The organism is Pseudonocardia petroleophila (assembly GCF_014235185.1).
GTDB lineage: Bacteria > Actinomycetota > Actinomycetes > Mycobacteriales > Pseudonocardiaceae > Pseudonocardia > Pseudonocardia petroleophila.
In genome coordinates this window covers 2,030,907-2,053,677 of record NZ_CP060131.1, presented here as the reverse complement: position 1 = coordinate 2,053,677, position 22,771 = coordinate 2,030,907, and the positions used below count along the sequence as shown (strand labels likewise).

The following is a 22,771-nucleotide window of genomic DNA, read 5'->3' as shown; positions in this document are numbered from 1 at the left end:
GTGGTCTCCGGCGGCCGGGGTCGGCTGGTCTAGGTTGACCCGGTGAAGGTGCTCCTCCTGGAAAACATCCACCCGGTCGCGGCCGAGGCGTTCCGCGCCGCGGGCTTCGAGGTCGACGTGCGCTCGGGCTCCCTGAGCGAGGACGAGCTGCTCGACGAGCTGCCGGGCGTCTCCCTGCTCGGGATCCGCTCCAACACGAAGATCACCTCGCGGGTGCTGGAGGCCGGGAAGGACCTGCTGGCCGTCGGCTGCTTCTGCATCGGCACCAACCAGGTCGACCTCGCCGACGCCGCCGAGCGCGGCATCGCGGTCTTCAACGCCCCGTTCTCCAACACCCGCAGCGTCGTCGAGCTGGTGCTCGGCGAGATCCTCACCCTCACGCGCCGGCTGCCCGAGAAGACCCAGCGCATGCACGACGGCGTGTGGGACAAGTCGGCCAAGGGCAGCCACGAGGTCCGCGGACGGACGCTCGGCATCGTCGGCTACGGCAACATCGGCACGCAGCTGTCCAACCTCGCGGAGGCCGTCGGACTGCGGGTGATCTTCTACGACACCGCCGACCGGCTGGCCCACGGCAACGCCCGGCGCGTCCCCTCGCTCGACGCGCTGCTCGCCCAGGCCGACATCGTGAGCCTGCACGTCGACGGCAGGCCCGGCAACGCGGGCCTGTTCGGCGCCGACCAGTTCGCGAAGATGAAGCCGGGCTCGGTGTTCATCAACGCCTCGCGCGGGATGGTCGTCGACGACGCCGTGCTGCGTGAGCACATCCTGTCCGGCCACCTGTCCGGCGCGGCGATCGACGTCTTCCCGATCGAGCCCAAGGCCCAGGGCGACGCGTTCGAGTCGCCGCTGCGCGGCCTCGACAACGTCATCCTCACCCCGCACGTCGGCGGGTCGACGCAGGAGGCGCAGGAGGAGATCGGCCACTTCGTCTCCACCAAGCTGATCGGCTTCGCCACGGCGGGCGCCACCGCCCTGTCGGTGAACCTGCCCCAGGTCGCGCCGCCGACCCCCGCGGGCGCGTTCCGGATGGGCTACCTGCACACGAGCCGCCCCGGCGTCCTGGCCGGCATCAACCAGCTGCTGGCCGACACCGGCGTCAACGTCATCGGCCAGTCCCTGTCGACGAGCGGGGAGCAGGGCTACGTCGTCACCGACACCGACGCCGTGGTGACCGAGGCCGCCCTGTCCGAGCTCCTGCGCTCGCCGGAGACCATCTGGCTGAGGTCCTGGCGCCCCTGACCCTCGCGCTCCGCGTGGTGTCCGCCGTCACGATTCGTCAGCCTCGGGCCCCTGGCCCGGGACCTCGCCGGCACGGTCGCCCGGGTGCTGGGATCCCGGCCCGGGTGCCGGGTCACCAACGAGGACGGCGTCGTCCCCACCGGCACGTTCACGGCCACCGACCTCGTCTGCCAGGACTGGCCCGTCTTCCCCGCCGGCACCCCGGAGGGGTTCCGGGACCTCATCGCCGCGCAGGGGGAGGGCGAGGAGGCCACCGAGCGCTTCCTGGCCGAGCACCCCGACATCGCCGAGGCGGGCGCCACGGTCGCGGCCGAGTCGGGCCAGCCTCCGCTGTCGTGGGCCACCGCGGCGTTCAACTCGCTCAACGCGTTCCGGCTCGTCGACGCCCGCGGCGCCGGTCGCTACGTCCGCTTCCGCTGGTCGCCGGAGAAGGGCGAGCACAGCCTGCCCCCCGAGCAGCGGGCCACCGCCGACCCGCACTACCGACGCGGGCAAGGCCTGGCCCGCCGACGGCGAGTGGGTCGAGCTCGGCGCCGTCGAGATCACCGGCCCGGACACCGAGCGAGAGCGCGACGGCGACATCCTCGTCCACGACCCCATGCGCCTGACCGACGGCATCGAACCCTCCGACGACCCGATGCTGCGCATCCGCACCCACGTCCACAGCGAACCGGTCCGCCGCCGCACCGGCGTGGAGCGTCCGCGGGAGTGACCGGTGTAACACACCTCGTCCCGTTCGCGAAGGCCGTCGGTACGCGCTCCCCGCCGCTCCCCCGGGCGGAGCGCGTTGCTCCCCGCACTTCGACGACGACGTCAGAGGACCCCCATGCGACTCCGCACCCTCACCGTGTCCCTCGTCGCGGCCGCCGCCGCGACGCTCCCCCTCGCCGGCGTGGCGCTCGCCCAGACCGGCGACCGCGACTGCAAGGACTTCTCCTCCCAGGAGGAGGCGCAGGCCGCGCTGCTCCCGGGCGACCCCGAGCGCCTCGACGCCAACGACAACGGCCTGGCCTGCGAGAACTACGACTACGACTCGGCCACCCCGGCGCAGACCACCGACCCGGTCGACGAGGAGCCCGAGGCCGCCGCACCCACCACCCCGCCGGTCGCGGAGCCCCAGGTGTCCGTCGTGCCGCGCGGCGGCGTCGACACCGGTGACGGCACCTCCGGCTCGGAGCCCGTTCCGTTCCTCGTCGGCGGGGTGCTGGTCCTCGGCGCGGCCGCGGCCGCCGCGCGCCGTCGCGCGCACTCCGCCCGCTGAGCGTGCGCATCCCGACCGGCCGTCCCCGCCACCTCGTGGCGGGGGCGGCCCTCGCGCTGCTGCTCGCCGGCTGCGGCGGCGCCCCGGCCCCGGCACCCTCCGTCACCGCCCCGGCCACCGCGCCGGTCACCTCCGCACCCGCGGCGGGGGCGACGGCGCTGGCCGGGTCCCGTCCGGAGCGCGTCGTCATCCCGGCCCTCGACGTCGACGGCGCGATGATGGACCTGGGCCTGCAGGACGACGGCACCATGGAGGTCCCGCCCGACGGCACCACCGCCGGCTGGTACTCCCTCTCACCCACCCCCGGCGAGATCGGGCCCGCGGTGCTCGCCGCGCACGTCGACTGGAAGGGCGAGCCGGGGGTGTTCTTCCGCCTGCGCGACACCGAACCCGGTGACGAGGTGCAGGTCCGGCGCGCTGACGGCACCACCGCCGTCTTCACCGTCGACCGGGTGGAGCAGTACGCCAAGGACAGCTTCCCCAGCGACGCCGTCTACGGCGACGTGGACCGCGCCGAGCTCCGCCTGATCACCTGCGGCGGGGAGTTCGACGACGGCTCGGGGGACTACGAGGACAACATCGTCGTCTACGCCCACCTCACGGGCACGGTCTGAGCCGACCCCGCGGGATCAGTCCACCAGCCCGTGCTCCCACGCCCACGCGGCGATCTCGACCCGGTTGCGGGCCACGAGCTTGTGCCGGACGTTCGTGATGTGCGTCTTGACGGTCGACGTCGTCACGTGGAGCACCGCGGCGATCTCGGCGTTCGTGCTCCCGCGGGCCACGGCGCGCACCACGTCGAGCTCGCGGCGCGACAACGGCCGCCCCCGCACGGACCGGGTCACGCGCGAGCCTCCCGGCCGACGCCCTCCGGCTCGGCGCGCTCGTCGTCGACCCACTCCAGCAGGTCACCGGGCTGGCAGTCGAGCACCCGGCACATGGCCTCCAGCGTGCTGAACCGCACCGCCTTCGCGCGGCCGTTCTTCAGCACCGCCACGTTGGCCGGGGTGAGCCCGATCCGCTCGGCGAACTCGCCCACGCTCATCTTCCGCCTCGCCAGCTCGACGTCGATCCGCACGACGATGGCCATCAGATGACCGCGTCCATGTCGGCCCGCAGCGTCGTCGCCTGCCGCAGCAGCGCCCGCATGACGACCATCAACAGCCCCACGGCCGCCCCGACGAGCACGAGCACCAGGTGCAGGGCGGCCAGGCCGGGGGCGTCGTCGAGCTGGGCGACGACGTAGACGGGCACCGCCGCGCACAGCAGCAGCACCCACCCGGCGACGATCGCCCGGACGATCGCGTCCACCCACGGCAGCGCGTCGTCGGTGAAGATGCTGTCGCGGGCGACCATCGACAGCAGCTTCCCGGTGCAGACGATGACCACCTGCACGCAGAGCAGGCCCAGCAGGGCGACCGCCAGCATCGCCCAGCCCGGACGGGCCAGGTCGACGGTCGCCCCGGAGCTCAGCTCGGCCCATCCCTCGTACACCACCGCGACCTGGCCGGCCGTCACGACCAGCAGGAGCAGACCGAGCAGGACCCCCAGCGGCACCACGGCCACACGCGTCGTCATGGTGCCGAGTATCGATCTCTATCTATCGAAAGTCAATCGGTCCGGCGTGACCCGGCGCCGGATCCTCCGCTCCGGGGAGCGACTGAGACCCGGTCAGACCTGGAGCCGGAGGTCGGGATCGAACCGACGACCTCTCGCCCACCGTTCACCACGGTCCCGCGGCCCATCCCGTGACACGAACCGGTCTCGGGACGTGACCACGGACGTCACACCGTCCCCGGTGACGACCGTTCCTCGTGGAGGTCAGCAGTAGCCGCGGTCCTGAGCGATCCGGACCGCATGGATCCGGTTCCGCGCGCCCACCTTCGCGTAGATGTTCTTGAGGTGGTACTTGACGGTGTCCTGGGTGACGAAGGTGGCCCGCGCGATCTCCACGTTGGTCATGGAGTTGCCGACCATGATCAGCACCTCCTTCTCGCGATCGGTGAGCTCGATGCGGGCCGCCGACCGTTCCGGTGGTCCGCCGAGCGCGCCGCGACCGGCCTCACGTCCGACGGCATCGGGCCGCAGCGCTTCGATGAACCGACGGCGTGCCGCTGCGGCACTGCCTTCCGGAGCCGAGCGGACCGACTCGCGATGCGCGTCCAGCAGCTCCAGGATCTCGTCTCCCTCATCGAGGAAGCTCTGACGGCAGTTCCCGGGCGCAGCGAGATCGAGTGCGGCGGCCAGTCGACGGTGGGCGACGAGCCGGTCGCCGAGCCGTTTGTGGGCCGCCGCGGCCAGGAGCTGCAGCTTGATCTGCCGGAGAGCCCGTCCCTGGCGGGCCGCGATCTGGAGGACCGGCGCGATCACCTCCAGTGCCCGCTCCGCCGATCCGCGGTGGAGGTGCAACCTGGCCGCGAAGATGTGCTCGTCCTCGATCTCCTCCGAGCATCGGACCACCGTGCCGGCGGTGCTGCGGGCGACACCGCCGACCATCACCCGGGCCTGCTCCGATCGACCGGCGAGCAGTTCCAGGCGCGCGCGTTCCAGGACCAGTAGCCGGGCGGCGCGGGGCCACTGGTGGGCGTGGGCCAGCCCCTGCCCGCGTTCGAGGACGGACACCGCGGCTGCGGTCTCCCCGCGCAGCGCGTGGGCCCGAGCGACCGACCGGTGCGCGAGGACGAGGTAGTCGTGGATGGCACCGACCTCGATGAGTTCGCGGAACTCGTCGAACTCGGCCAGCAACCGGTCGTGCTCACCGGACTCGTAGAGCCCGCTGATGTGCCCGCTGACCAGGCTCGCCTCCGCCAGCGACCCCTCGAGGTGCTGCATGGTCTCGCTCCGAGTGGTGGCCCACAGTTCCAGGGCGTCGACCAGACGGGCCTGCGACATGAGCACGAGGGCGGTCTTGCCGGTCGAGTAGGCCAGCGCGAACATCGAACCGATGCGGTGGTTGAGCCGCCGTCCCAGCGACAGCACGTCGATCGCCCTGGAGAGATCACCCTCGGCGAGGTGGCGGTAGCCGCGCGCGTTGCACACGACACCGAGCTCGAAGGTGCGGAACCGGTTCGCTCGGCCATCGGGATCCGGTTCGATCCCGTCGAAGAAGCGCTCGGACTCGACGAGGTCGTCGGCGAGCACATCGATGACCCCCCGGACGACCGCCGGGTCGGCGGAGCCGTGGCCGACCGACGACCGGGGCGTCGCCGTCCACAGGTGCAGGATCTCGTCGCGCTTCTGATGCCGGGACAGGAACGCCAGTGCCCACAGGACCTTCACCATGAGCGTCGGGAACCGGACCAGCACCTCGGTCGGGAAGATGCCCAGCCACCGTTCCACCGTGACCATGTGCCCGTCGGGGATCAGGTTGTCGAGCCATCGATCGAACACGTCGGCCGCGAGAGCCAGGTCTCCGGCCGCGGCGTAGTGCCGCAGCGCCTCTTCGAGGTGCCCGTTCGTGTCGAACCAGGATGCAGCGCGCAGGTGCAGCTGCGTCACCAGCTCCGTGGAGCCGCGCCGCAGCTGATCGCGCAGGAACGTGGCGAACACCATGTGATAGGTGAACCATCCGTCCGCCGTGCTGAGCCGGCGGACGAACAGACCGCGCTGCTCCAGCACACCGAGCATCTCCGCCGAGTCGGACCGGTCGAGCATCTCGTCGCACAGGTCGGCGCACATGCGTTCCAGGACGCACGTCGCCAGGAGGAAGTCCCGGACTCGTGGCTCCTGGAACTGCAGGACGTTCTCGCTGAGGTACTCGGTCAGGTGGCCGCTGCCGCGCACCTCCCCCTGCCACGCGCCCGGCACGAGGTCACCCGATGCGCGGGCCAGGCGATAGAGCTGCAGGGCCGCGGGCCAGCCCTCCGTGGCCTCGGTGATCGCACGCAGCTCGGACTCGGGTATCCGCGCACCGAGCGACTGGTCGAAGAACTCCCGGGCCTCCGACGGGCTGAACCGCAGAGCCTCCGCATCGATGACCATCGCGTGACCGGTGACCACGAGCCGAGTGGAGCCGATCGGGAGGTGCGTCCGAGTGCCGATGAACCAGCGGATGCCGGGCAGCGGCCGGGCGAGCAGATCGGCCAGCAGCCCCAGCGCAGCGCGGTTCCGCACGAAGTGGACGTCGTCGATGAACACCGCACCGGCGGCCGAGACCGAGGCGAAGCGCTCGACGACCCGGCTCTCCCGGGGCGGCCGTCCCAGCTGGCCGCGGTGCGATGACGCCTCGTGCCGGGAGTCGGGCGTGAGCCGGTCGGCGAGGTCGAGCAGGTGGTCGAACAGTCGGCTGGCGTCGTCGTCGGTGTCGTCGAGGGTCAACCACCCGGTCGAGCACCCTCTGGCACGGCAGGTCGCCTCGGCCTGGAGCAGCAACGAGGTCTTCCCGTGACCGGCGGGCGCCTGCAGGACGACGACACGGGGCTCGTGCGGCGGCGGGGCGAACATCCGCCCGAGGAGGTCCCGGCGGGCGATGGCGTTCCAGTGCCCCTGCGGCACGACCAGCTTGTGATCGGCAGGCCGCCGGGACGAGGGTGGCGCCTCCGGGGGACACCGTTCCGGTGGCAGCTCCGTTGCCATGTCGAGAGGATAGGGGCTGCGTCGATCAGGCCCGGAACTCCTCGGACGTCCCGTCGCCGCCCGGGCCGGCGGACGGGGTGCCGGTCCGGAGCGCCCCACGACCCGGTGACGGCCGGAGCACGCGGAGCTGCAGCTCGGCGACGAACCGGTCCACCGGATCGTCCAAGCGCAGGCCGGTGAGGTCCTGCATCCGGCGCAAGCGGTACCGGACCGTGTTCGGGTGCATGAACAGCGATTCGGCGGCGGCGCCGACGTCGCCGCCGTGGTCGAAGTACGCCATCAGCGTCCTGATGTAGTCCGTGCGGCCGTCGGCATCCGAGCGGGCGAACCACGCCACGTGCCCGCCGAGGAGATCCGGGCGACGGGAGACCGCATCGCGCAACCGGTCCAGGACGAACTCCGACTGGATCTCGGTGACCCCGACGATCCGTCGATGCGCCCTCACGAGGAGCCAGTCGAGCATCACGTCGAGCAGTGCCGTGCGGTGCGGCTCGGCGGCGCGGGTGCACAGTTCGCTGTCGACGGCCGCAGCGGCGATCGACGACGGTCCGGACGTGCGGTGCTGCCGCAACACGGAACCGATCTCGTGATCGGGAGGCCGGAGCGGGTCGGTGGACCTCAGTCGTACGTACAACCGGATGCCACTCGGACCGACGACGATGTCGCGATCACCGGTTCCCAGTACGCCGCCGATCCACTGCGCGATCGCGGCCCTCTGGCCCGGGTCGTCGAACGCGACCGCGATGATCCGATGACGGGTCATGCAGATCGCGCGGACCGATAGGATCGACCTGCACGCGTTTCACGGAATTGCCGCTGCGCCACCTCGCCACGGTCGCCGTGGCACCCACCGGGCGCCCTACCGCTTCGGGTAGTCCTCGGAACGCCGCCGGAGAATGGTCGCGAACTCGATCGATGCCGACCTTGTCCGGCGCTCCAGAGTCGTCACGCAACTCGTACCGAGTCCTTCGAGTGCGTCGTTTCCGCTTGAGCACGTGCCACTCCCCGGCGCGTGCCGATGCTCGCACCGTCGTGCCGCGGCCGGGAGCCCAGTCGGCGCCCCGGCGACGAGAGGTACGAGCACTGATCAGGCGATGTGTCGAGGAGGACAACGCGTGAGTACGACGAGAACACGGCCGTGGTGGTCGGCCAGGCGGGCCCGGATCGGGCTCGGCGTGGCCACGGCCCTCGCCGCTTCGGTGGTGGCGTTCCCCCCGGCCGCCATGGCCACCGGCCCGGCGGGCGGCGACGCGGACACCAGCGCACCCGGCGGCGACGACGGGACGTGGGTCACGGCGTGGTCGGCCTCCCCGCAGGGGCCGAGCACGCTCGGCCAGTTCGGGGCCGAGACCCTCAGCGGCACCAACCAGCTCGGTGCGGTCCAGGACCTGGTGCCCCCGCCGACCACGTTCAGCGACGAGACCATCCGTCAGGTCATGTACCTGCACCACGGCGGTAGCGCGGTGCGGGTCCAGCTGGCCAACGACTTCGGGCAGGGCGACACCACGTTCCCGTCGGTGACCGTCGGCAGGCGGGCCGGCGACTCCGGGGCCGATGTCGAGGGCGACGCGCTGCCGGTCACGTTCGGCGGACAGCGATCGGTGACGATCCCACAGGGTGAGCGCGTCCTCAGCGATCCGGTGCCGCTGACCACCGAGGCGCTCGACCACCTGGTCGTGAGCATGTACGTGCCCGCCGGCCAGGGTGCGGCAACGGTGCACGGCAACGCCATGCAGACGTTCTTCGTCGCCGCCGGCGACCGGACCGACGACGTCGACGACTCCGGCTACGCCGAGCGCGGCATCGTCCTCGACCGGTTCACCTCGACCCTGACCACCGCGGTGTACTACGCGACGGGGATCCAGGTCGAGGGGGACGAAGGCGACAGGACCATCGTCGCCCTGGGCGACTCCATCACCGACGGGTTCCTGTCGGACGGCAACACCGACGGCCGGTACCCGGACGTCCTGGCCAGGCGGCTCCACGCCGACCCGGACACCGCGAACCTGTCCGTCACCAGCCAGGCCATCTCGGGTGGTCGCGTCACCGGCGACGGCATCGGCCCGTCCACGCTGGATCGCCTGGACGTCGACCTCGATCAGCCCAACCTCGGTGGCGTGATCCTCCTGCAGGGCATCAACGACATCGGCACGGCGATCCTCCAGGGCCCGTCGGTCAGCGCCGGGGAGCTCATCGCCGCCTACCGGGAGATCGCGGACCGCGTGCACGCTCGGGGGGTGCCGATCTACATCGGAACCCTCACCCCGGCCGGGAACCTGGCCCGTCCCGCACCGTACGGCGTCTACTCGACCCCGGAGAACGTGGCCAAGCGCAATCAGGTCACCGAGTGGATCCGCACCGAGGGGGCACAGGTCTTCGACGGTGTGATCGACTTCGACAGGGTGATCAGGGACCCGCTCATCCCCGACTGGATCGCGCTGCAGTACGACGCCTTGGACAACCTCCACCCGAACCAGGCCGGCTACCGGGAGATGGCCGACAGCATTCCGCAGGAGTACCTCGACGAGATGGCTGCAGGCTGACCGTCGTTCACGCGTACCGGACCGAGAGCCGTCGACCCAACGGGTCAACGGCCCTCGGTCCGATCGTGGAGCACCCGGCCGCCCCGCCGCGGGCCTGGCCGCAAACGATCGTGCTGCCAGCGACACCGCTGGTCGGACCTGGAGCCGGAGGTCGGGATCGAACCGACGACCTTTCGCTTACAAGACGTCCGTTCAATGACCCACAGGGCATCTACCAGCGCCGATGCTCCGTGCGCCAGCCTCACCGATTGCGTATGGACACTCCACTGACAACGATTTCGCGGCCCATCCCGTGGCACAGTGCGAGACCTCGCCCTATCACCCAGAGTAGCCCTGCCGCTGGCAGTTCACCGCACGATCGCTCGGCCCAGAACCGCGACCATTCTCATGGAGCCGGTAACAAGCGCAGCATTCGAGACGACGCCGCCCATGCCGCGGCGCGGCCCAGTAGGACCATGCGAGCAGGTGCGCGGACAGGGCCTGCGCCCGGGTGACCGCGCCGATCCCTGCCGGAGGCGATCGGGCCCGTCCCTCAAGCTAACGAGCCACCGGTCGGTGCTGTGGAACGTCGCGGTGGCGGAGAACATCCGCGAGGAGCACGCCGACCTCGGGAGCGGGCGGCCGGCCGGATCGAGCGCGACCCGTGGCGAGATCGACCCATCGCGACTGGTCGCCCGGTATGGGCTACCAGACATCGCACGATTCGGGCAATATGAAGTTCCCCATCTGTCGGCAGGGTCCTCTACTCGCAGAACGGACCGGCCCACACCAGCGGGAGAGGTGACCCATGTCCGATGGTGCACCGCGACGGCCCGGCGGCCGGATCGCGCCCAGCGCCCCGTACACCGGCGCGTCACCGAGCTCGGCCGATCCCGGTGACCTTACCGCGGCGTTGCGCCGCGGACAGGAGGCCGAGGAGGCGGGCCGGGAGGGGCTGGCGCTGCGCTGCTACGAGCAGGGGGCCGCCGTGTACGCGACGGCCGCGGCACCGGCGGAGGTGGCGCGACCGCAGGTGGCACTCTGCCTGCTGCGGTCGGCGGCGCTGATGGACCGTTCCGGCACCTACCGGGCGGCCGGGCAGCGCTACCTGGAGGCTGCCGACGTGCTGGAGATGCTCGGCCGGGACGCTGGGCGTCGCGGGGCCTCGACGGTCGCGGCGGTCGCCCGCGCGGAGGCTGAGCAGGCCCGAGCGTCGGCCGAGTCTGCGATCGGCAGGGCCACGGAGGCGGGCCGCCGGACGGACGGGCTGCTCCGCGCCGACGCCGCCCAGCGGTCCGCGCACTTCGACGCCTTCGCCCGCCTGCTCGGCCGGATCTGAGGGGCCAGCGTGGACGAGTGGACGCGCCAGCAGCTGGAACAGCAGGAGCGCAGCCGGCGGGACGGGATGGACGCGTTTGATGCCATTAACCGGCTATTCCAGATGTTGGCGAAGGACCACGAGCGCGAGGTCCGTGAGTCGGAAGAGCGGAACGCCGCGCACCGCGACGGGTGGGCTGGAGCCGCCTCCGCGCACCTGCTTCCCGGTCCGGCCGAGACCGCCGCTGAGCAGCGCGAACATCGGCGGTGGGAGCAGCCGGACGGCTATGGCGATCCCCCGCCCGTGCGGCCGGAGTCCCGGCCGGCGCCGGACCGCTTCGAGCCGTTCACGGAACGCAGGGCGCCGGAGCGCGATCCTGCCGACTGGCTCGACCGGTTCGAACCGGAGCCGCGCCACCGTCCCGGCCGGTCCGATCCCGCGCCGCCGCCGGTCGACGACGCGCCGCGGCCGCCCGTCACCCTCGCGGAGCGGGCCTCCGTTGCGGACCTGGTCGACGGGATGTGCGCGACCTACGAGCAATACCGCAGCCAGGCCGATGTCGCGTTCCGGGATGCGCAGGCCATTGCCGGGTTGCTGTCGCGCAGCGAACGGCAGGAGCTGCTCCTGGCTGCGACGTGCCCGGAACCCGCGACGCAGGAGGTCGTGGCCCGGGCCGTCGAGCGCGCCGAGTGGCTGTACTGGAACGACCCCGGCACCGGCTTCTGGGCCTGGCTGCGCCGCCAGGACGAGTTCGCCGACCGGCGCCGCCAGGAGATCCTCGCCCAGTTGGAAGCCGAGCGCCTCGACCGGGACACGTGGAGCGACCTGCCCGGCGACGGGCGCGCGGCCCCGCCCCCGGGGGTGGGTGCCACGGCAGCCGCGGCCCGCGAGTCGGGCTTGGAGGACGCAGCCGTGGGCCGGCTGGGCTTCGCCCCGCACAGCCGGGCGCGCGAGCTACGGGAGGCGATCGGGCTGGATGTCGCTGGGTATCAATCGGCGCACGTGCTGGGCCAGGCGATGGGCAAGCTCATCCCGCACTACTCGCCGGGGCAGGCGCTGACCACGTTGCTGCCGCCCGCGGCGCACGCGGCGTTCGACCAGGGCTGGGTGCATGTCTGGAAGCGGGAGAGGCGCAGCGGACGGGGCATCACCGCGGGGATGGCTTACACCATGCTCGTCGAGGCGCTGGAGGCGGTGCCGGACCACCATCTCTCGCCCGCCGCGCGCGGCACCCTTGCTGCGCGTCTGCACCAGGAGATGTTCGGCGAGCTCCGCCTGCGGTACGAGACCCAACTCGTGGCACCCGCAGTGGACTGGACCTGATCGCACGAGGAGGAGATCGCGGTGGCTTTCGGACGAGGACGGGACCGGGTGCGGGCGAGCGGAAACGGCGATCCCGCGGGTGCACCGTTCCGTTTTTCCGCAGACAGCATGCTGGCCTTCCCGTCGCAGCATCCCGGAGCTCCCGGATACACGACCTGGTACACGCTCAAAGAGGGCGGCGTCGTGACCGTGGCGACGCCGTTCCGGGCACCGAGCGACCCGGCACGGTACCGTCTCGCCGATCTCCCGATTGGCGAGTGGCTGCCACTGGAGGACCAGGACGGCCGCCCGATCCCGCTCGCGCTGTACGTCGACGAGTTCGGCGTGCAGGGGCGCTGGGCCGTCCGGTGACCGAGCCGCTGCGCTCCGATGTCGACGCCGCCGCCGGGACGGCGGTGATCCTGGGCGGGGTGTACCGCGAGGTGTGCCTGCGGGTCCTGCAGCGCTTCCTTGAGGACGGGGAGGCTGTCGTCCGTATCGTGTCGTTCGGGACCATGCTGGCGGTCAAGGGCCTGCTGATGCTCACCGACCGGCGGCTCGTTGTTATGCCGGTGCACCCGTTCTCGGGCCGGGTGCCCGACGTCTACACCACGATCGACCCTGCGGTCGTGGAGCGGGTCAGCTGGGTCCCGGGAACGATGTTCGGTCGCCTTGAGCTCATCGGGCCTGGCTTCGTGCACTCCTTCGGCTCGATCGACATACAGGCGGGCACGGAGCTTGCGGCCGAGTTGCCGGGTGGCGGCCGCCCCGTCGCGGCTGACTCGGGCACGCCCGCGCCGGGGCGCGCGTTCGAGATCCACGCGCTTGGCCCGTCCGGCTCGGGCAAGACCGTCCTCATGGCGAGCCTCTACCAGCGGCTGAGGCTGCGGCGCCCCGAGCTGGCGTTCTACCTGCGTTCCGACCCGGACACCTCGCTGCACCTCAACGCCGTGTTCAACCGGATCGTCGATCCCGACCAGGAGTGGCCAGAGGCGAGCCAAGGGATCGAGGCCTGGAACTTCAGCGCCTGCGTCCCGTCGCCTGCTGGCGACTTCGAGCCGGTGTCCTTCCGTTACCTCGACTACCCGGGCGGGGTGCTCACCGACCCGCGCGGCGCGCACGACGCCACGATCTCGGGGCTGGTCTCGTCGCTCCGCTCGGCGAACGCGCTGCTGATCCTGCTCGACGGGCAGGCGATGCTCTCGCTCGTTGAGGGCAGCCAGCGCGGCCGCCGCTACCTCGACTTCGAGATCACGAGCAGCCTGGAGATCGCCCAGCAGAGCCGGTGCCCGGTGCACTTCGTAGTCACCAAGTGGGACTTGGTGGAGGGGCGCTGCACCCTCGACGATATCCGCGACGCGCTTCTGCGCGACGAGAACGTAGGCGACCTGGTGCGGTCGAAGGCCGAGGACGCGCCGACGACGATCCGGTTGATCCCGGTCAGCGCGGTGGGCCCGGGTTTCGCCGAGCTTCTTCCGGATGGGCAGATGCGCAAGATCGGCGCGCCGGCGCGCCCGCAGCGGGTGGAGCTGCCGCTGCTCGCGGTGGTGCCGGACTTCCTGCAGTTCGCCTACGCCGAGATCGAGGACCGCGACCGGCGCCTCGCACGTGACGCCGATTCCGCCGCCGGTCCCGGCAGGTCGTGGTCGCCGCTGGTCAACCGCGTGGCCGAGCTGTCGGTGCCGACTCTGCGCGGCGCTATCGTGAAGCGCTACCCGGCGCTCGGCCAGGTCCTGTCCGAGGACGTGTTCCACCAGGCGCTCGGGTACGCCGACCGGCTGGCAGAGCGGCGCGCTGACCGCCTGGCCGCGGGCCGTGAGCGATACGCGCAGGAGTTGCAGAAGCAGCGCCAAGACGTCGACGGCGACCGGTCGGCGCTGGAGTTGCTCGAATCGCAGTGCGAGAACGCCGTCACCGCGTTCGAGGAGGAACAGCCCGCGTCGGTTCTGGCCGGGGGCGCACAGCGCTTCGGCAGCTACGTCGCCGCGGCCCGATCCGGTGGGTGAGCCGGTCGAGGTGTGGCCGTTCGTCGTCACTCGCAACCCAGTGCTGGACTGGCGCGCCATCTACGCCCCCGCCTTCCTGGTGGCGGGCAACGACGACTACCGCCTGGTCACGGCCACCGCCGGCCGCCATCCGGAGCCCGGGCGCATCAAGCGGTCCGGCGGGCTAACCCTCGCCTTCTGCAGCCGCCCGGCCGGAGAGGTGCTCGGTTCCACCCGTTCCCGAGACCGCTTCGGCAGGCTCGTCCACGTCGTGGAGGGCGTGCTTGCGCAGGGGGGCGCGGCGCTCGGGCTGCACCACCTCGACGCCGTGCGCGAAGTCGAGGCCGGGCGGATCAAGGGGCTGGTCGCGGACTTCTGGGGACGGACCGAGGAGGGCGTGCCACCGGTGGCGAGCACACCCCACCTCGTCTGAAATGTGCGGTCTGCGGTCCCGCCTACCGCCTCTGCGCCGCGACTCTCCGCAGGTTGTCAACGAACGCCGCCAGCGCGGTAGCGCGGGCGTTGGGCCCAGGCCCGCTGGACCGACAACGGGCGCACGGTGGGCACCAGCACCCGGCGGGCGCGGCGTTTGGGACGGCGACCGTCCCCGGATCATGCCGGGCTCGCGGCTTGCGCAGCCCAGTCAAAGCCCCGAGCTGCGCGGTCAGCGTGGTCCGGGTCCGCGAGATCGGCGAGCAACCGCGACCCCGCATGCGTTGGGACCACCCGTCGTTGACGGTACGGACGGAGTTCCTCAAGCCCGAGAAGGGCCAGTACCTGCACCCGCAGTGGGACCACGACCATCCCGAGAAGCGCGTGAACCGCGTGATCACCCACCTCGATGCCGCGTTGCTGCAGGACTTCCGGAGGACACGTTCCTGTGGTGAGGCTTGAAGATCCAGATCGCCAAACAGATCGGGAACGCGGTACCCGTCGGCTTGGCGGTTGCGATCGCCGGCCATCTCCGCAAGCACCTCGACTGATCAGCACTGATACGACCTCTACCGACGGGCACGCTCGAACCTCGGGACGGTCGCAGCGAGATCGAACAGGTCCACCTCGCCCTGCTCGGTCAGGCCCGGAATCACGACGATCAAAGTGTCGGCCACGCGAACCCGGTACTCCTGGCGGCCGCGATCCATCGCCGCCACCACGAGGGCGTCGGATGCCGCTTCGACCGCCTCCGATCTCGTCGCCGCGGTGCCACCGGCCAGGGGCTGCACGTTCTCGGCTCCGGCGCTGAGCACGCCGAGCGTCCAGTTGGTGTCCATCGGCGCATCCTGACGCGAACGGGGCGGCCGCGTCGGCGACCGCCCCGAGTTGTCCACAACCCCGCGCGCTACTCGTCCTCGGTGGGGTTCTCCCCCAGCAACCGGGCCGCCTGGCGCCACGCGCGCAGCATCGAGGTGTAGGCGGTCGAGTCGCACACCTCCCACGTGACCGGGCCGATCTCGATCCGCAGCATCGCCGGAACCGCCCCTCCGGCGCGGGCGGGCACGAACGCCGAGTTCACCTTCGGCTGCCCGGCGAAGCGGATCATGGCCGCGACCGTCGTCGGTCCGATCAGCAACGGCCGACGGCCCGCGACGGCCGGGGCCAGGGACTGGGCGCCGACCGCCGCTGCGCTCCAACCGTCGGCGACCGCCCGGGCGGTCACTCCTGCGCGGATGTAGACCAAGACGGTGCCGAGGGTGAGGCCGAGCTGCTGTTCCGCGGTCCCGACGTGGGCGAGATCGAGACGGACGGGAACGAGTCCGGCGGCGCGGACGGTCAGGCTCGTCACCACCGAGGACTTGGTGATCATCCGCAATTGCGTGGTCGGGCTCTGCTGCTCGACGATGCGGCTGCGGTCGGTACGTGCGGGCATGGCGGCCTCCCGGGTCCGGGTGGGCCTGTCGGCCCGCCCCTTGGGGTGGCGGGGCGCTGTGTTCCCCGCCGCCGTAAGGCGTCCCAACACGGCCGGAGAGGCTCACAGTCACGGGCGGCCGCAGGCCGTCGCGCAGCGACGCGGAGCGCAGCGGAGCGCCCTTGACGGTGAGGCCGGCCGTGTTAAGCCACAGGGCCGATAGGCCCCCGCCGAAGGCGGTCCATCAGCACTTTCTCGGCCGCGCGGCCTTGAGCGCGATGCAGTGCGCGGGCGGGGTCGCCGGGATCCCCTAACGGGCTTTCAGGTCAACCGCCGGGGGAGCACCGAGAATTGATCTTGACGTGCCGCCGCGCGACGCCCCCGGCTATCCCGTGTCAGGACACCACGCCGGCGGCTCCGCCCGTACCGGGGGCACTCTCATCGGAATCAGAAGGCACTTCGGCCGGCGCATCAGAGGTCGGCGGCGTGGTCGGCTCACCTGCTGGCGTGGTCGGATCCGGCGATCCTTCGAACAGAGGCGGCCGCGTCGTGGTGGTCGAAGGCGCAGTTGTCGGCTCCGGAGCTGGCGGGTCAACTGTCGGCGGCGCGAGCGGGGGTGTCGTGTTTGGAGGCGCGCTGCCGTCCACCGGTGTGCAGTAGAAGCCCGGGGTTCTGTTGATCGGCGTGCAGTACATATAGAAGCCGCCGTCGGACGGGGCACCGGACACGAGATCTGGCGGTGGCTGTGGCTTCGGGGTCTCCGCCTCCGCCTCCGGGACGCACCCGGTCAGGGCACCCACCACGACGGTCGTCATCAGGACAAGAGCAGCAGAACGCGTCGTGCGGGACATTCGGGCCTTTCGGGGAGCAGTCACGTGCCGATAGGTGATCGACATCCCGGGTGTTTCGTTACGCCGTGCCGCTGCTGACCTGTTCATTCGCCGCAAGATGTCGGGGGTTCGGTCCACACTGGGGTGATGGACCCCGCGCTGGACGCGCTGGTCGACGCCGTGGAGTCGGGCAGCGTCGACCTGGCCGACGCCGACCTGCGTAGAGATGGAGCGGTGCCGCCGCCGGCGGTGCACCTGCTGCACAAGCATCTGCGGCAGCCCTACGTCGGCAGCGTGGCCTCCCGACCGTTCCGACGTGGTGCGGACGCCGCGGCTGCGGTGACCGCGCTCGGGCTTCTCCCGTCGGTCGTTCTCGCGACCCGGGTGGTCGTCGTCTGGGAGTACTCCGATCTGTGCGCGGCCCTCGACCTCCCGGGCGGGCCGTTCCCGCTCGGACTCGTCCTTCTGGATGCGGACCTGGTCGAGCACGTCGTCCGCTGGCACCCCTTCCAGCTCCGCGGCGAGCCCGTCCGGCCGGAGTGGGGGCCGGTGGTGCGCCATCCGGGCGCGCAGCTGCCCGCGCCCGTGGCCGAGTTGTTGGCGCTGTGGCGCGAACTGCGCCGCCAGGACATCGCCGAGACGCGGGCGGAGCTGGAAGGGGCCGGGTTCGTTGTCACGTGGGCGGCGGACCTGGCTGCGAGCACGGCGGCGGAACAGCGGGACCTCACTCGTCGCGACTAAGCACGGGGAAGTCGTCCACGAGTCCGTCGGCGTCGTGGCCCGCTTCGGCGGACCAGTCGGTGAGTTCGGCGCGTCGAGCGGACTCGGCGGCGTCTCGTGCAGCCGCGTCGGACTCCTCCCGTGCGGCGTCGGCCGCCTCGCGCTGCGCGATCTCCGCCAGCGACAGCTGCGCACGATGGACGGCGACCGTCGTCTCGTCCACGGGCCTGACCCGGCGCCGCTGAGCCGGGTCGGCGGTCTCCGTCGGATCCATTGTGCTGACATCCCGCACATCCGGGAACTCGGTCTCGACGCGATCGCGTTCGGGAGGCCTCGTCGGGCTGAGCTGCTCGTCGTCCCCCCGCTCGTCGACGTCGGACTCGGTGACGGGTTGTTCGCGCTCCCGGTCCGCCTGCTCCGCGCGGTGCAGAGCGAGCCATTCCGGGCCCGTCGTCCGGTCCGCCGGATGGTCGGGGTCGACGCCGCGGGCCTTCAGCTCGACGCCGGACCGCTCGGCGAGGTCTCGGGTGACCGCGGTGTGGGTGAACCACCGGGCCCGGGCCTCGTCCGCGACCTCGAGCTGCGTGATCTGCTCGGCGAGTCGGGCGGCTTCAGCCCGAGCTTCTTCGGCGTCGGCGCGGAGCCGGGCCGCGTCGGTGGGGTCGGTGTCGGGTGCGTCGGCGCGGGCGGTCCACACCGTCGCGTCGGTCGTGGCGCGGCTGTGGGCCCGGTGGGCGGCGGCGAGCTCGTCGTCGACCCACCGCGGCGCCCAGGTCAGCTCGCGCTCGTAGGCCCGTACCCGGGAACGCAGCGCGCCGTCGGACAGGTTCGCCTCCTCCGCTCCGGCGTCGACGAGGGCCAGGGCCTCGTGCGCGGCCCGGAACATCACCGCGTGCTCGACGCGGCCCTTGCCGGGAGCATTGCCGAGCGGGTCGTGCTCGTCGGTGTGGTCGACGAGTTCCCGGTAGGCCGCGGCCCAGCCGGCACGCTGCTCCCAGTCCTGGCGGGCGACGACCTGCTCCGGGTCCGGGACGGGCCCGAGGGCGTCGATCGCCCAGGCGGGCGCCTGCTCCGCCGTGACCGCGCCGAGTTCGTGGCGGCGGGTGTCAGCAGCGTCGGCGAGCTGGTGCAGCCGGGTGGCGCGCTTCTCGTCGACAGGTAGCGCGTCGGCGGCGTCCCGGAGGTGGTGCGGGATGAGGTCGGCCGCGCCCCCGCTGAGGTGCGGGGTGAGCCGGCCGTTCAGGGCGTGGGTGATGCGGTGGTGGATGACCTGAGCCGGGGAGTCGGCGCCCATCAGGCTGCGGGCCTCGATCGCGTCGGTCAGCACCTGGTCGGCGTCGTGCCCGGCGAGCTCGGCGGTGCGGAGCAACCGCTCCAGCGAGCCGAGGGCGTCATCGGCGGCCAGGAGGCCGCGCTCGTGCGGCGTGAGGTGCCCGCCGGCTGCGAGCCGGTCGAGTGTCGAGGCGGTGCGGCCGGCGTTGACCTCGCGGATGAGGTCAGCCATCCGGTCGACCTGGGTCATCACCGAGCGGGCATCGGTCTCCGCATGGGCCTGCTCGGCCTGCGCGGAGCGGTCCTCGCGCAGGTTCGCGAGACCGTCGGCGAGCACGGCCTCCGGGGTGCGCTCGGCGACGTCGAACGTCTCGCCGGTCTCGGCGTCGGGCGCGAGGTGGCGGGTGACGGCGTAGATCGTGTTCCGCTCGCGGCCGCGGGTCGCCGGGACGTAGAGCCCGGCGGCGTCGGTGCCGGGGCCGATCACGGAGTGGCTGGTGTCGACGTTGCGGCCCTGCGCGGCGTCCTTCGTGCTGGCGTAGCCCAGGCTGACGTGGTCGCGAACGTAGGTGCCGGGCAGCTGCATCGGCGTGCCGAGGATCTCGCCCCAGGCATTGCGCTCACCGTCCTCGGCGGCGCGATCGACGGGTGCGACGGTCAGCCCACCGTCGGGGCGGGTGGCGAGCACCCGATACGTCTTACGGGTGATCGGGGCGGCCGTGTTGCCCTCGAACCCGCGTAGGTGCCAGGCGAGCGCGCGGGCCTGCACGAGGTCGCCGACCCCGGCGACCGTGCCGCGCCAGTCGGCGAGCGCCGCCCCTTCGCCGAGCGGGACGCCGTCCTCCTCGACCCGGCCCAGCCGGACCAACTCGGAGCGCAGCCCGGCCGCGACCCGCGCGGCGGTCGCGTTCGTACCGACCATCAGCAGCGACTCACGTCCGTCGAGCGTGTCGGCCAGCCACGCCCGCGACGCGGCCGCCTCGGCCTGCTCGGCCGTGCCGCCGTCGACGAGCCGGCCGCGCTTGGCGTACTCGGCGAGCACGTCGGGGTCGCCGTCGCGCAGCCGCAGCGACGCCGGGCCCTCCCAGGCGTTGTCGAACCGCCGGACCTCGGAGAGCTGGTAGGTGATGCCGTGCTCGCCGATGTCGGCGAGTGCACCGCCAGGACCGATCGCCGTCAGCTGGCGTGGGTCGCCGACGAGCAGGAGCTTCGCCCCGGCCGCCTGGCAGCGAGCGTGGACCGCGACGAGATCGCCGGTCTCGGCGGTCCCAGCCTCGTCGACGACCACCAGGTCGCCGCGCCGGAGCCGCCACGCCTCGTCGTCGCCGGTCGGGCCGGTGGCGTTCTGGCCGGGGCGGACGCGGTCGATGCGGTTCTGCGTCGAGAGCCACGCCCGCACGTTCTTGGTCGCCAGGCCTTCACCGGCGAGTACCTCGGCCGCGTTCTGGTACGGCGCGAGCCCGAACACGCGTCGGGGCGGCTCGTCATCGGGATCGCCCTCCGGGTCGGTCCAGGCGCCGGCGATCGCTCCGACGACGAACGACTTGCCGGTGCCCGCCGCAGCGGTCAGGACCTCGACCTGCGCACCGGAGGTCAGCACGCCGCGCAGCGCGGCCTCCTGGTCCGGGCCCAGGCGCGTGCCGGACTCGGCGAACCGCCCGCACACCTCGTCGACCCGGTCCCCGGTGAACCGGTGGGCCCCGCGCTGCACCGCGGCCGCGATCAGCAACCGCTCCGCCGCGAGCTGGCCGGGCGTGGAGTAGCGGACCGACCCGTGCCGGGCGTACACCGACTCGCCGTTCGCGAGCCGCAGCTCCTCGGGCAGCGCGTCGGCGTCCTCGACCGGTGTGAGGCGCTGGGCGAGATCGAGTGCAGCATCGGTCAGTCCCATCAGCAGCGGTTCGACGTCCTCGGGCGCGACGCCCAGGTGCCCGGGCAGCGCGTTCGAGACGGCCTGGACCATGTCCGAACGCGAGTAGTGGGCGCGGGTCGCGCTGATGTCGGCGACCGCCCGCTCGATGACGTCCCGCGGGGAGAACTCGGCGTCCTCGCCCGGGTCCTGGGCGCGGGCGACCAACTGCTCGGCGAGAGCGGTGAGCCCACCGGTCACCCGCCCGCGGGCCATCTCCTCCCACCGGGCGAACTGCTCCTCCCGCGTCTCGCCGTCGTGCGACTTGGCTTTGCGGGTCACGAGCGTCGCCTGCTCGTGGATCACGACCTTCTCGTAGGGCGACGGCTCGCGGCCCTGCGCGGCGGTGAACTGGCGGATTAGCTCGGCCGCCTTCGGGCCGATCTGCGCGCGCCGCGACGAGTACAGGTCCATCAGGTCGCGGTCGACGCCGACGACCTCGCGCGCCTTCCCGTCGGGCCTGGTCTCGGTCCGCACTCCGAGCGACTGCGCGAGGTGCGCCTCCATGACCCGCTCGGCGATCGCGCCGGCGGCCGCCTTGTGCTCGTCGATCGCGCGCCCGTCGACGCCGCGCCAGACGCCATCGGCGCACAGGACGCGGTTGAGGATCGCGTTGTGGATGTGCCACTGCGGATCCCGCTCGCGGGAGTCGTGCTGGAAGAACTGGGCGACGACGAACTCGTGGGCGTCGATCCAGCGCCCGGCACCGCCACCGTGGTGGCCGACGCGGGAGTAGCCGGCGTGCTCCTGCAGGTAGGCCAGCCCGGCGCGGACACCGGCCATCATCGCGTCCTCGACGGCCCGGGAGTGGGTATCCCACGCCTGCGCGGCGGCGTCGTCGCCGCGCAGGCGGGCGTCGTTGGCGGCACGCTCGAACGCCAGGCCGGTGACGGTCACCGACTTCGGCGCGGAGAACGTGACGTCGATGAACGACACGGCCTGGCGTGCCGAGCGTCCGGCCTGGGCCCGCAGGGCTGTGCGCTCCTCGGGGCCGGCGTCCGGTCGGGCGTCGAGCAGCGCGGCGTAGATCTGCTCCGCACTTCGGTACTTCCGGTGCCCGGCGGCGAGCGGGGCGGCCTCGTCCCACGTCTCCCGGTTGTGCGCGGCGGCGTCGCGGGGGTCGAGCAGGCGCGTGTAGACGGCCTCCATCAGATCGGCGTCGACCTCCCCGGTCAGGCCGAGGGTCTGTGCACCCCGGCCCCACCACTGCCCGGGCGGCTCCCCGGCCGCGACGGCGCCGGTGTAGTAGCCCTCGCGCGCCGTGGCGACCTCGTCGGTGAGGTACCGGACGGAGTGCCCGCGGTGGATGCTCAGCACGATGGCCTCCAGCCGCCGGCCTCGTCGTCGGCGCGCCAGCGCACGAGCACGTCGTACCGGGCCGCCAGCGCGGCGGCGGGGTCCGGGCCGAGCATCGCGGCGATCGCCCCGCGGGCCCGCATGACCGAGTCGGCGAACTCGGCGGCGTCCGTAGGGTCGATCGAAAGCCAGCGGGGGTCCGGTCCGGCGTCGTGGCGGCGGGCGTCCTCGACGCAGCGCCGCGCGGCCACGCGCTGGAACCGCTCGGCCTCCTCCATCCGCCCGATCCAGGCCGCGAGCTCGGCCACCGGATCGGGGCACCACGGATCCTCCGCTGCGAGGGCTGCCGGGCTGTACCCGCGGGCGAGGCAGAGGTTGCGCTGTGCGACGGCCAGGAACGTCGCGCCGCTGCGCTCGGCCGGGTAGCCGGCTTCGGAGTGCGGGTGCCTTCTGGTCCGGGTCACGGTGTCCTCCTGGGCGCCGATGCGCCTCTCCGAGCGGGCCCGCCAGGGCCCGCGACGGCACCACGGGATCGTGATGCGTGGGTGTGGGTCTTGCTCTTGCTCGCGTTGGTACGGGTCTTCTCTCGGTCGTCGTCCTGCTGACTGGTGGTCTCGGAGTGGTGCGTAGTCATCGGCTTCTGCGTGTTCTGGATCGGATCGGGACGTCGTTGGCTCGGAGGATTCGGAGGAC

General features: G+C 72.3%; 20 protein-coding genes and 1 pseudogene. 12 read left to right on the top strand and 9 right to left on the bottom strand.

From position 1 onward, the window contains the following. Positions 1 to 42: 42 nt before the first annotated feature. The 4 genes and pseudogenes from serA to H6H00_RS10350 all read left to right on the top strand — a co-directional run bounded on the left by serA (position 43) and on the right by H6H00_RS10350 (position 3,117). Positions 43 to 1,242 carry a phosphoglycerate dehydrogenase gene (gene serA / locus H6H00_RS10365; protein WP_185721077.1) on the top strand — a complete coding sequence of 400 codons (1,200 nt, stop codon included), beginning with the start codon at positions 43 to 45 and terminating at the stop codon, positions 1,240 to 1,242. Positions 1,243 to 1,326: 84 nt separating this feature from the next. Next, positions 1,327 to 1,692, top strand: a pseudogene (locus H6H00_RS32810) (catalase); the annotation flags it as partial. Positions 1,693 to 2,068: 376 nt separating this feature from the next. Further along, on the top strand, positions 2,069 to 2,503 hold the full coding sequence (locus H6H00_RS10355; protein WP_185721076.1) for an excalibur calcium-binding domain-containing protein: 435 nt from the start codon (positions 2,069 to 2,071) through the stop codon (positions 2,501 to 2,503). Positions 2,504 to 2,511: 8 nt separating this feature from the next. Beyond that, positions 2,512 to 3,117 (top strand): class F sortase, encoded by a 606-nt coding sequence (locus H6H00_RS10350; protein WP_500801831.1) that lies wholly within the window; start codon positions 2,512 to 2,514, stop codon positions 3,115 to 3,117. 15 nt (positions 3,118 to 3,132) lie between these two features. Here the strand turns inward: H6H00_RS10350 and H6H00_RS10345 are convergent, their stop codons facing one another. The 5 genes from H6H00_RS10345 to H6H00_RS10325 all read right to left on the bottom strand — a co-directional run bounded on the left by H6H00_RS10345 (position 3,133) and on the right by H6H00_RS10325 (position 7,652). Then, positions 3,133 to 3,348 (bottom strand): response regulator transcription factor, encoded by a 216-nt coding sequence (locus H6H00_RS10345; protein WP_379540054.1) that lies wholly within the window; start codon positions 3,346 to 3,348, stop codon positions 3,133 to 3,135. Continuing rightward, positions 3,345 to 3,593: a helix-turn-helix domain-containing protein gene (locus H6H00_RS10340; protein ID WP_185721075.1), complete on the bottom strand. Its 249-nt coding sequence runs from the start codon at positions 3,591 to 3,593 to the stop codon at positions 3,345 to 3,347. Before H6H00_RS10340 ends, H6H00_RS10345 begins: the two co-directional genes overlap by 4 nt. Then, positions 3,593 to 4,081: a DUF2975 domain-containing protein gene (locus H6H00_RS10335; protein WP_185721074.1), complete on the bottom strand. Its 489-nt coding sequence runs from the start codon at positions 4,079 to 4,081 to the stop codon at positions 3,593 to 3,595. Before H6H00_RS10335 ends, H6H00_RS10340 begins: the two co-directional genes overlap by 1 nt. Before the next feature lie 243 nt (positions 4,082 to 4,324). Beyond that, positions 4,325 to 7,177 carry a winged helix-turn-helix domain-containing protein gene (locus H6H00_RS10330; protein WP_185721073.1) on the bottom strand — a complete coding sequence of 951 codons (2,853 nt, stop codon included), beginning with the start codon at positions 7,175 to 7,177 and terminating at the stop codon, positions 4,325 to 4,327. Continuing rightward, positions 7,104 to 7,652, bottom strand: a complete 549-nt coding sequence (locus H6H00_RS10325) for a PucR family transcriptional regulator (protein WP_221775848.1) — start codon at positions 7,650 to 7,652, stop codon at positions 7,104 to 7,106. The genes H6H00_RS10330 and H6H00_RS10325 overlap by 74 nt, the downstream gene beginning before the upstream one ends. Positions 7,653 to 8,193: 541 nt before the next feature. Between H6H00_RS10325 and H6H00_RS10320 the strand changes: the two genes are divergently transcribed. The 7 genes from H6H00_RS10320 to H6H00_RS31810 all read left to right on the top strand — a co-directional run bounded on the left by H6H00_RS10320 (position 8,194) and on the right by H6H00_RS31810 (position 15,099). Further along, positions 8,194 to 9,621 (top strand): GDSL-type esterase/lipase family protein, encoded by a 1,428-nt coding sequence (locus tag H6H00_RS10320; protein WP_185721071.1) that lies wholly within the window; start codon positions 8,194 to 8,196, stop codon positions 9,619 to 9,621. 787 nt (positions 9,622 to 10,408) lie between these two features. Further along, positions 10,409 to 10,939 carry a hypothetical protein gene (locus tag H6H00_RS10315; RefSeq protein WP_185721070.1) on the top strand — a complete coding sequence of 177 codons (531 nt, stop codon included), beginning with the start codon at positions 10,409 to 10,411 and terminating at the stop codon, positions 10,937 to 10,939. 9 nt (positions 10,940 to 10,948) lie between these two features. Continuing rightward, a complete protein-coding gene (locus H6H00_RS10310; protein WP_185721069.1) occupies positions 10,949 to 12,241 on the top strand; it encodes a hypothetical protein in 1,293 nt (430 codons plus the stop codon). Positions 12,242 to 12,262: 21 nt separating this feature from the next. Beyond that, on the top strand, positions 12,263 to 12,592 hold the full coding sequence (locus tag H6H00_RS10305) for a hypothetical protein (protein WP_185721068.1): 330 nt from the start codon (positions 12,263 to 12,265) through the stop codon (positions 12,590 to 12,592). Beyond that, positions 12,589 to 14,226 (top strand): hypothetical protein, encoded by a 1,638-nt coding sequence (locus H6H00_RS10300; RefSeq protein ID WP_185721067.1) that lies wholly within the window; start codon positions 12,589 to 12,591, stop codon positions 14,224 to 14,226. The genes H6H00_RS10305 and H6H00_RS10300 overlap by 4 nt, the downstream gene beginning before the upstream one ends. Then, positions 14,219 to 14,638 (top strand): hypothetical protein, encoded by a 420-nt coding sequence (locus tag H6H00_RS10295; RefSeq protein WP_185721066.1) that lies wholly within the window; start codon positions 14,219 to 14,221, stop codon positions 14,636 to 14,638. Before H6H00_RS10300 ends, H6H00_RS10295 begins: the two co-directional genes overlap by 8 nt. Positions 14,639 to 14,937: 299 nt before the next feature. Beyond that, on the top strand, positions 14,938 to 15,099 hold the full coding sequence (locus tag H6H00_RS31810; protein WP_221775847.1) for a hypothetical protein: 162 nt from the start codon (positions 14,938 to 14,940) through the stop codon (positions 15,097 to 15,099). A 107-nt stretch (positions 15,100 to 15,206) separates the two neighbouring features. Here the strand turns inward: H6H00_RS31810 and H6H00_RS10285 are convergent, their stop codons facing one another. Beyond that, complete coding sequence (locus H6H00_RS10285) at positions 15,207 to 15,476, bottom strand: hypothetical protein (protein ID WP_185721065.1); 270 nt, start codon at positions 15,474 to 15,476, stop codon at positions 15,207 to 15,209. 68 nt (positions 15,477 to 15,544) lie between these two features. Continuing rightward, positions 15,545 to 16,072, bottom strand: coding sequence for a hypothetical protein (locus H6H00_RS10280; RefSeq protein WP_185721064.1), 528 nt, complete (start codon positions 16,070 to 16,072; stop codon positions 15,545 to 15,547). Positions 16,073 to 17,028: 956 nt separating this feature from the next. On the opposite strand from H6H00_RS10280, the gene H6H00_RS10275 reads away from it, so the two are divergent. After that, the gene (locus H6H00_RS10275; RefSeq protein WP_185721063.1) at positions 17,029 to 17,622 is read left to right on the top strand and encodes a hypothetical protein; all 594 of its coding nucleotides are present in this window, start codon (positions 17,029 to 17,031) and stop codon (positions 17,620 to 17,622) included. On the opposite strand, the gene mobF is transcribed toward H6H00_RS10275, so the two are convergent. After that, the gene (gene mobF, locus H6H00_RS10270) at positions 17,606 to 22,099 is read right to left on the bottom strand and encodes a MobF family relaxase (protein WP_185721062.1); all 4,494 of its coding nucleotides are present in this window, start codon (positions 22,097 to 22,099) and stop codon (positions 17,606 to 17,608) included. The genes H6H00_RS10275 and mobF overlap by 17 nt on opposite strands. Further along, positions 22,093 to 22,542, bottom strand: a complete 450-nt coding sequence (locus tag H6H00_RS10265) for a hypothetical protein (protein ID WP_185721061.1) — start codon at positions 22,540 to 22,542, stop codon at positions 22,093 to 22,095. The genes mobF and H6H00_RS10265 overlap by 7 nt, the downstream gene beginning before the upstream one ends. Positions 22,543 to 22,771 lie beyond the last annotated feature (229 nt).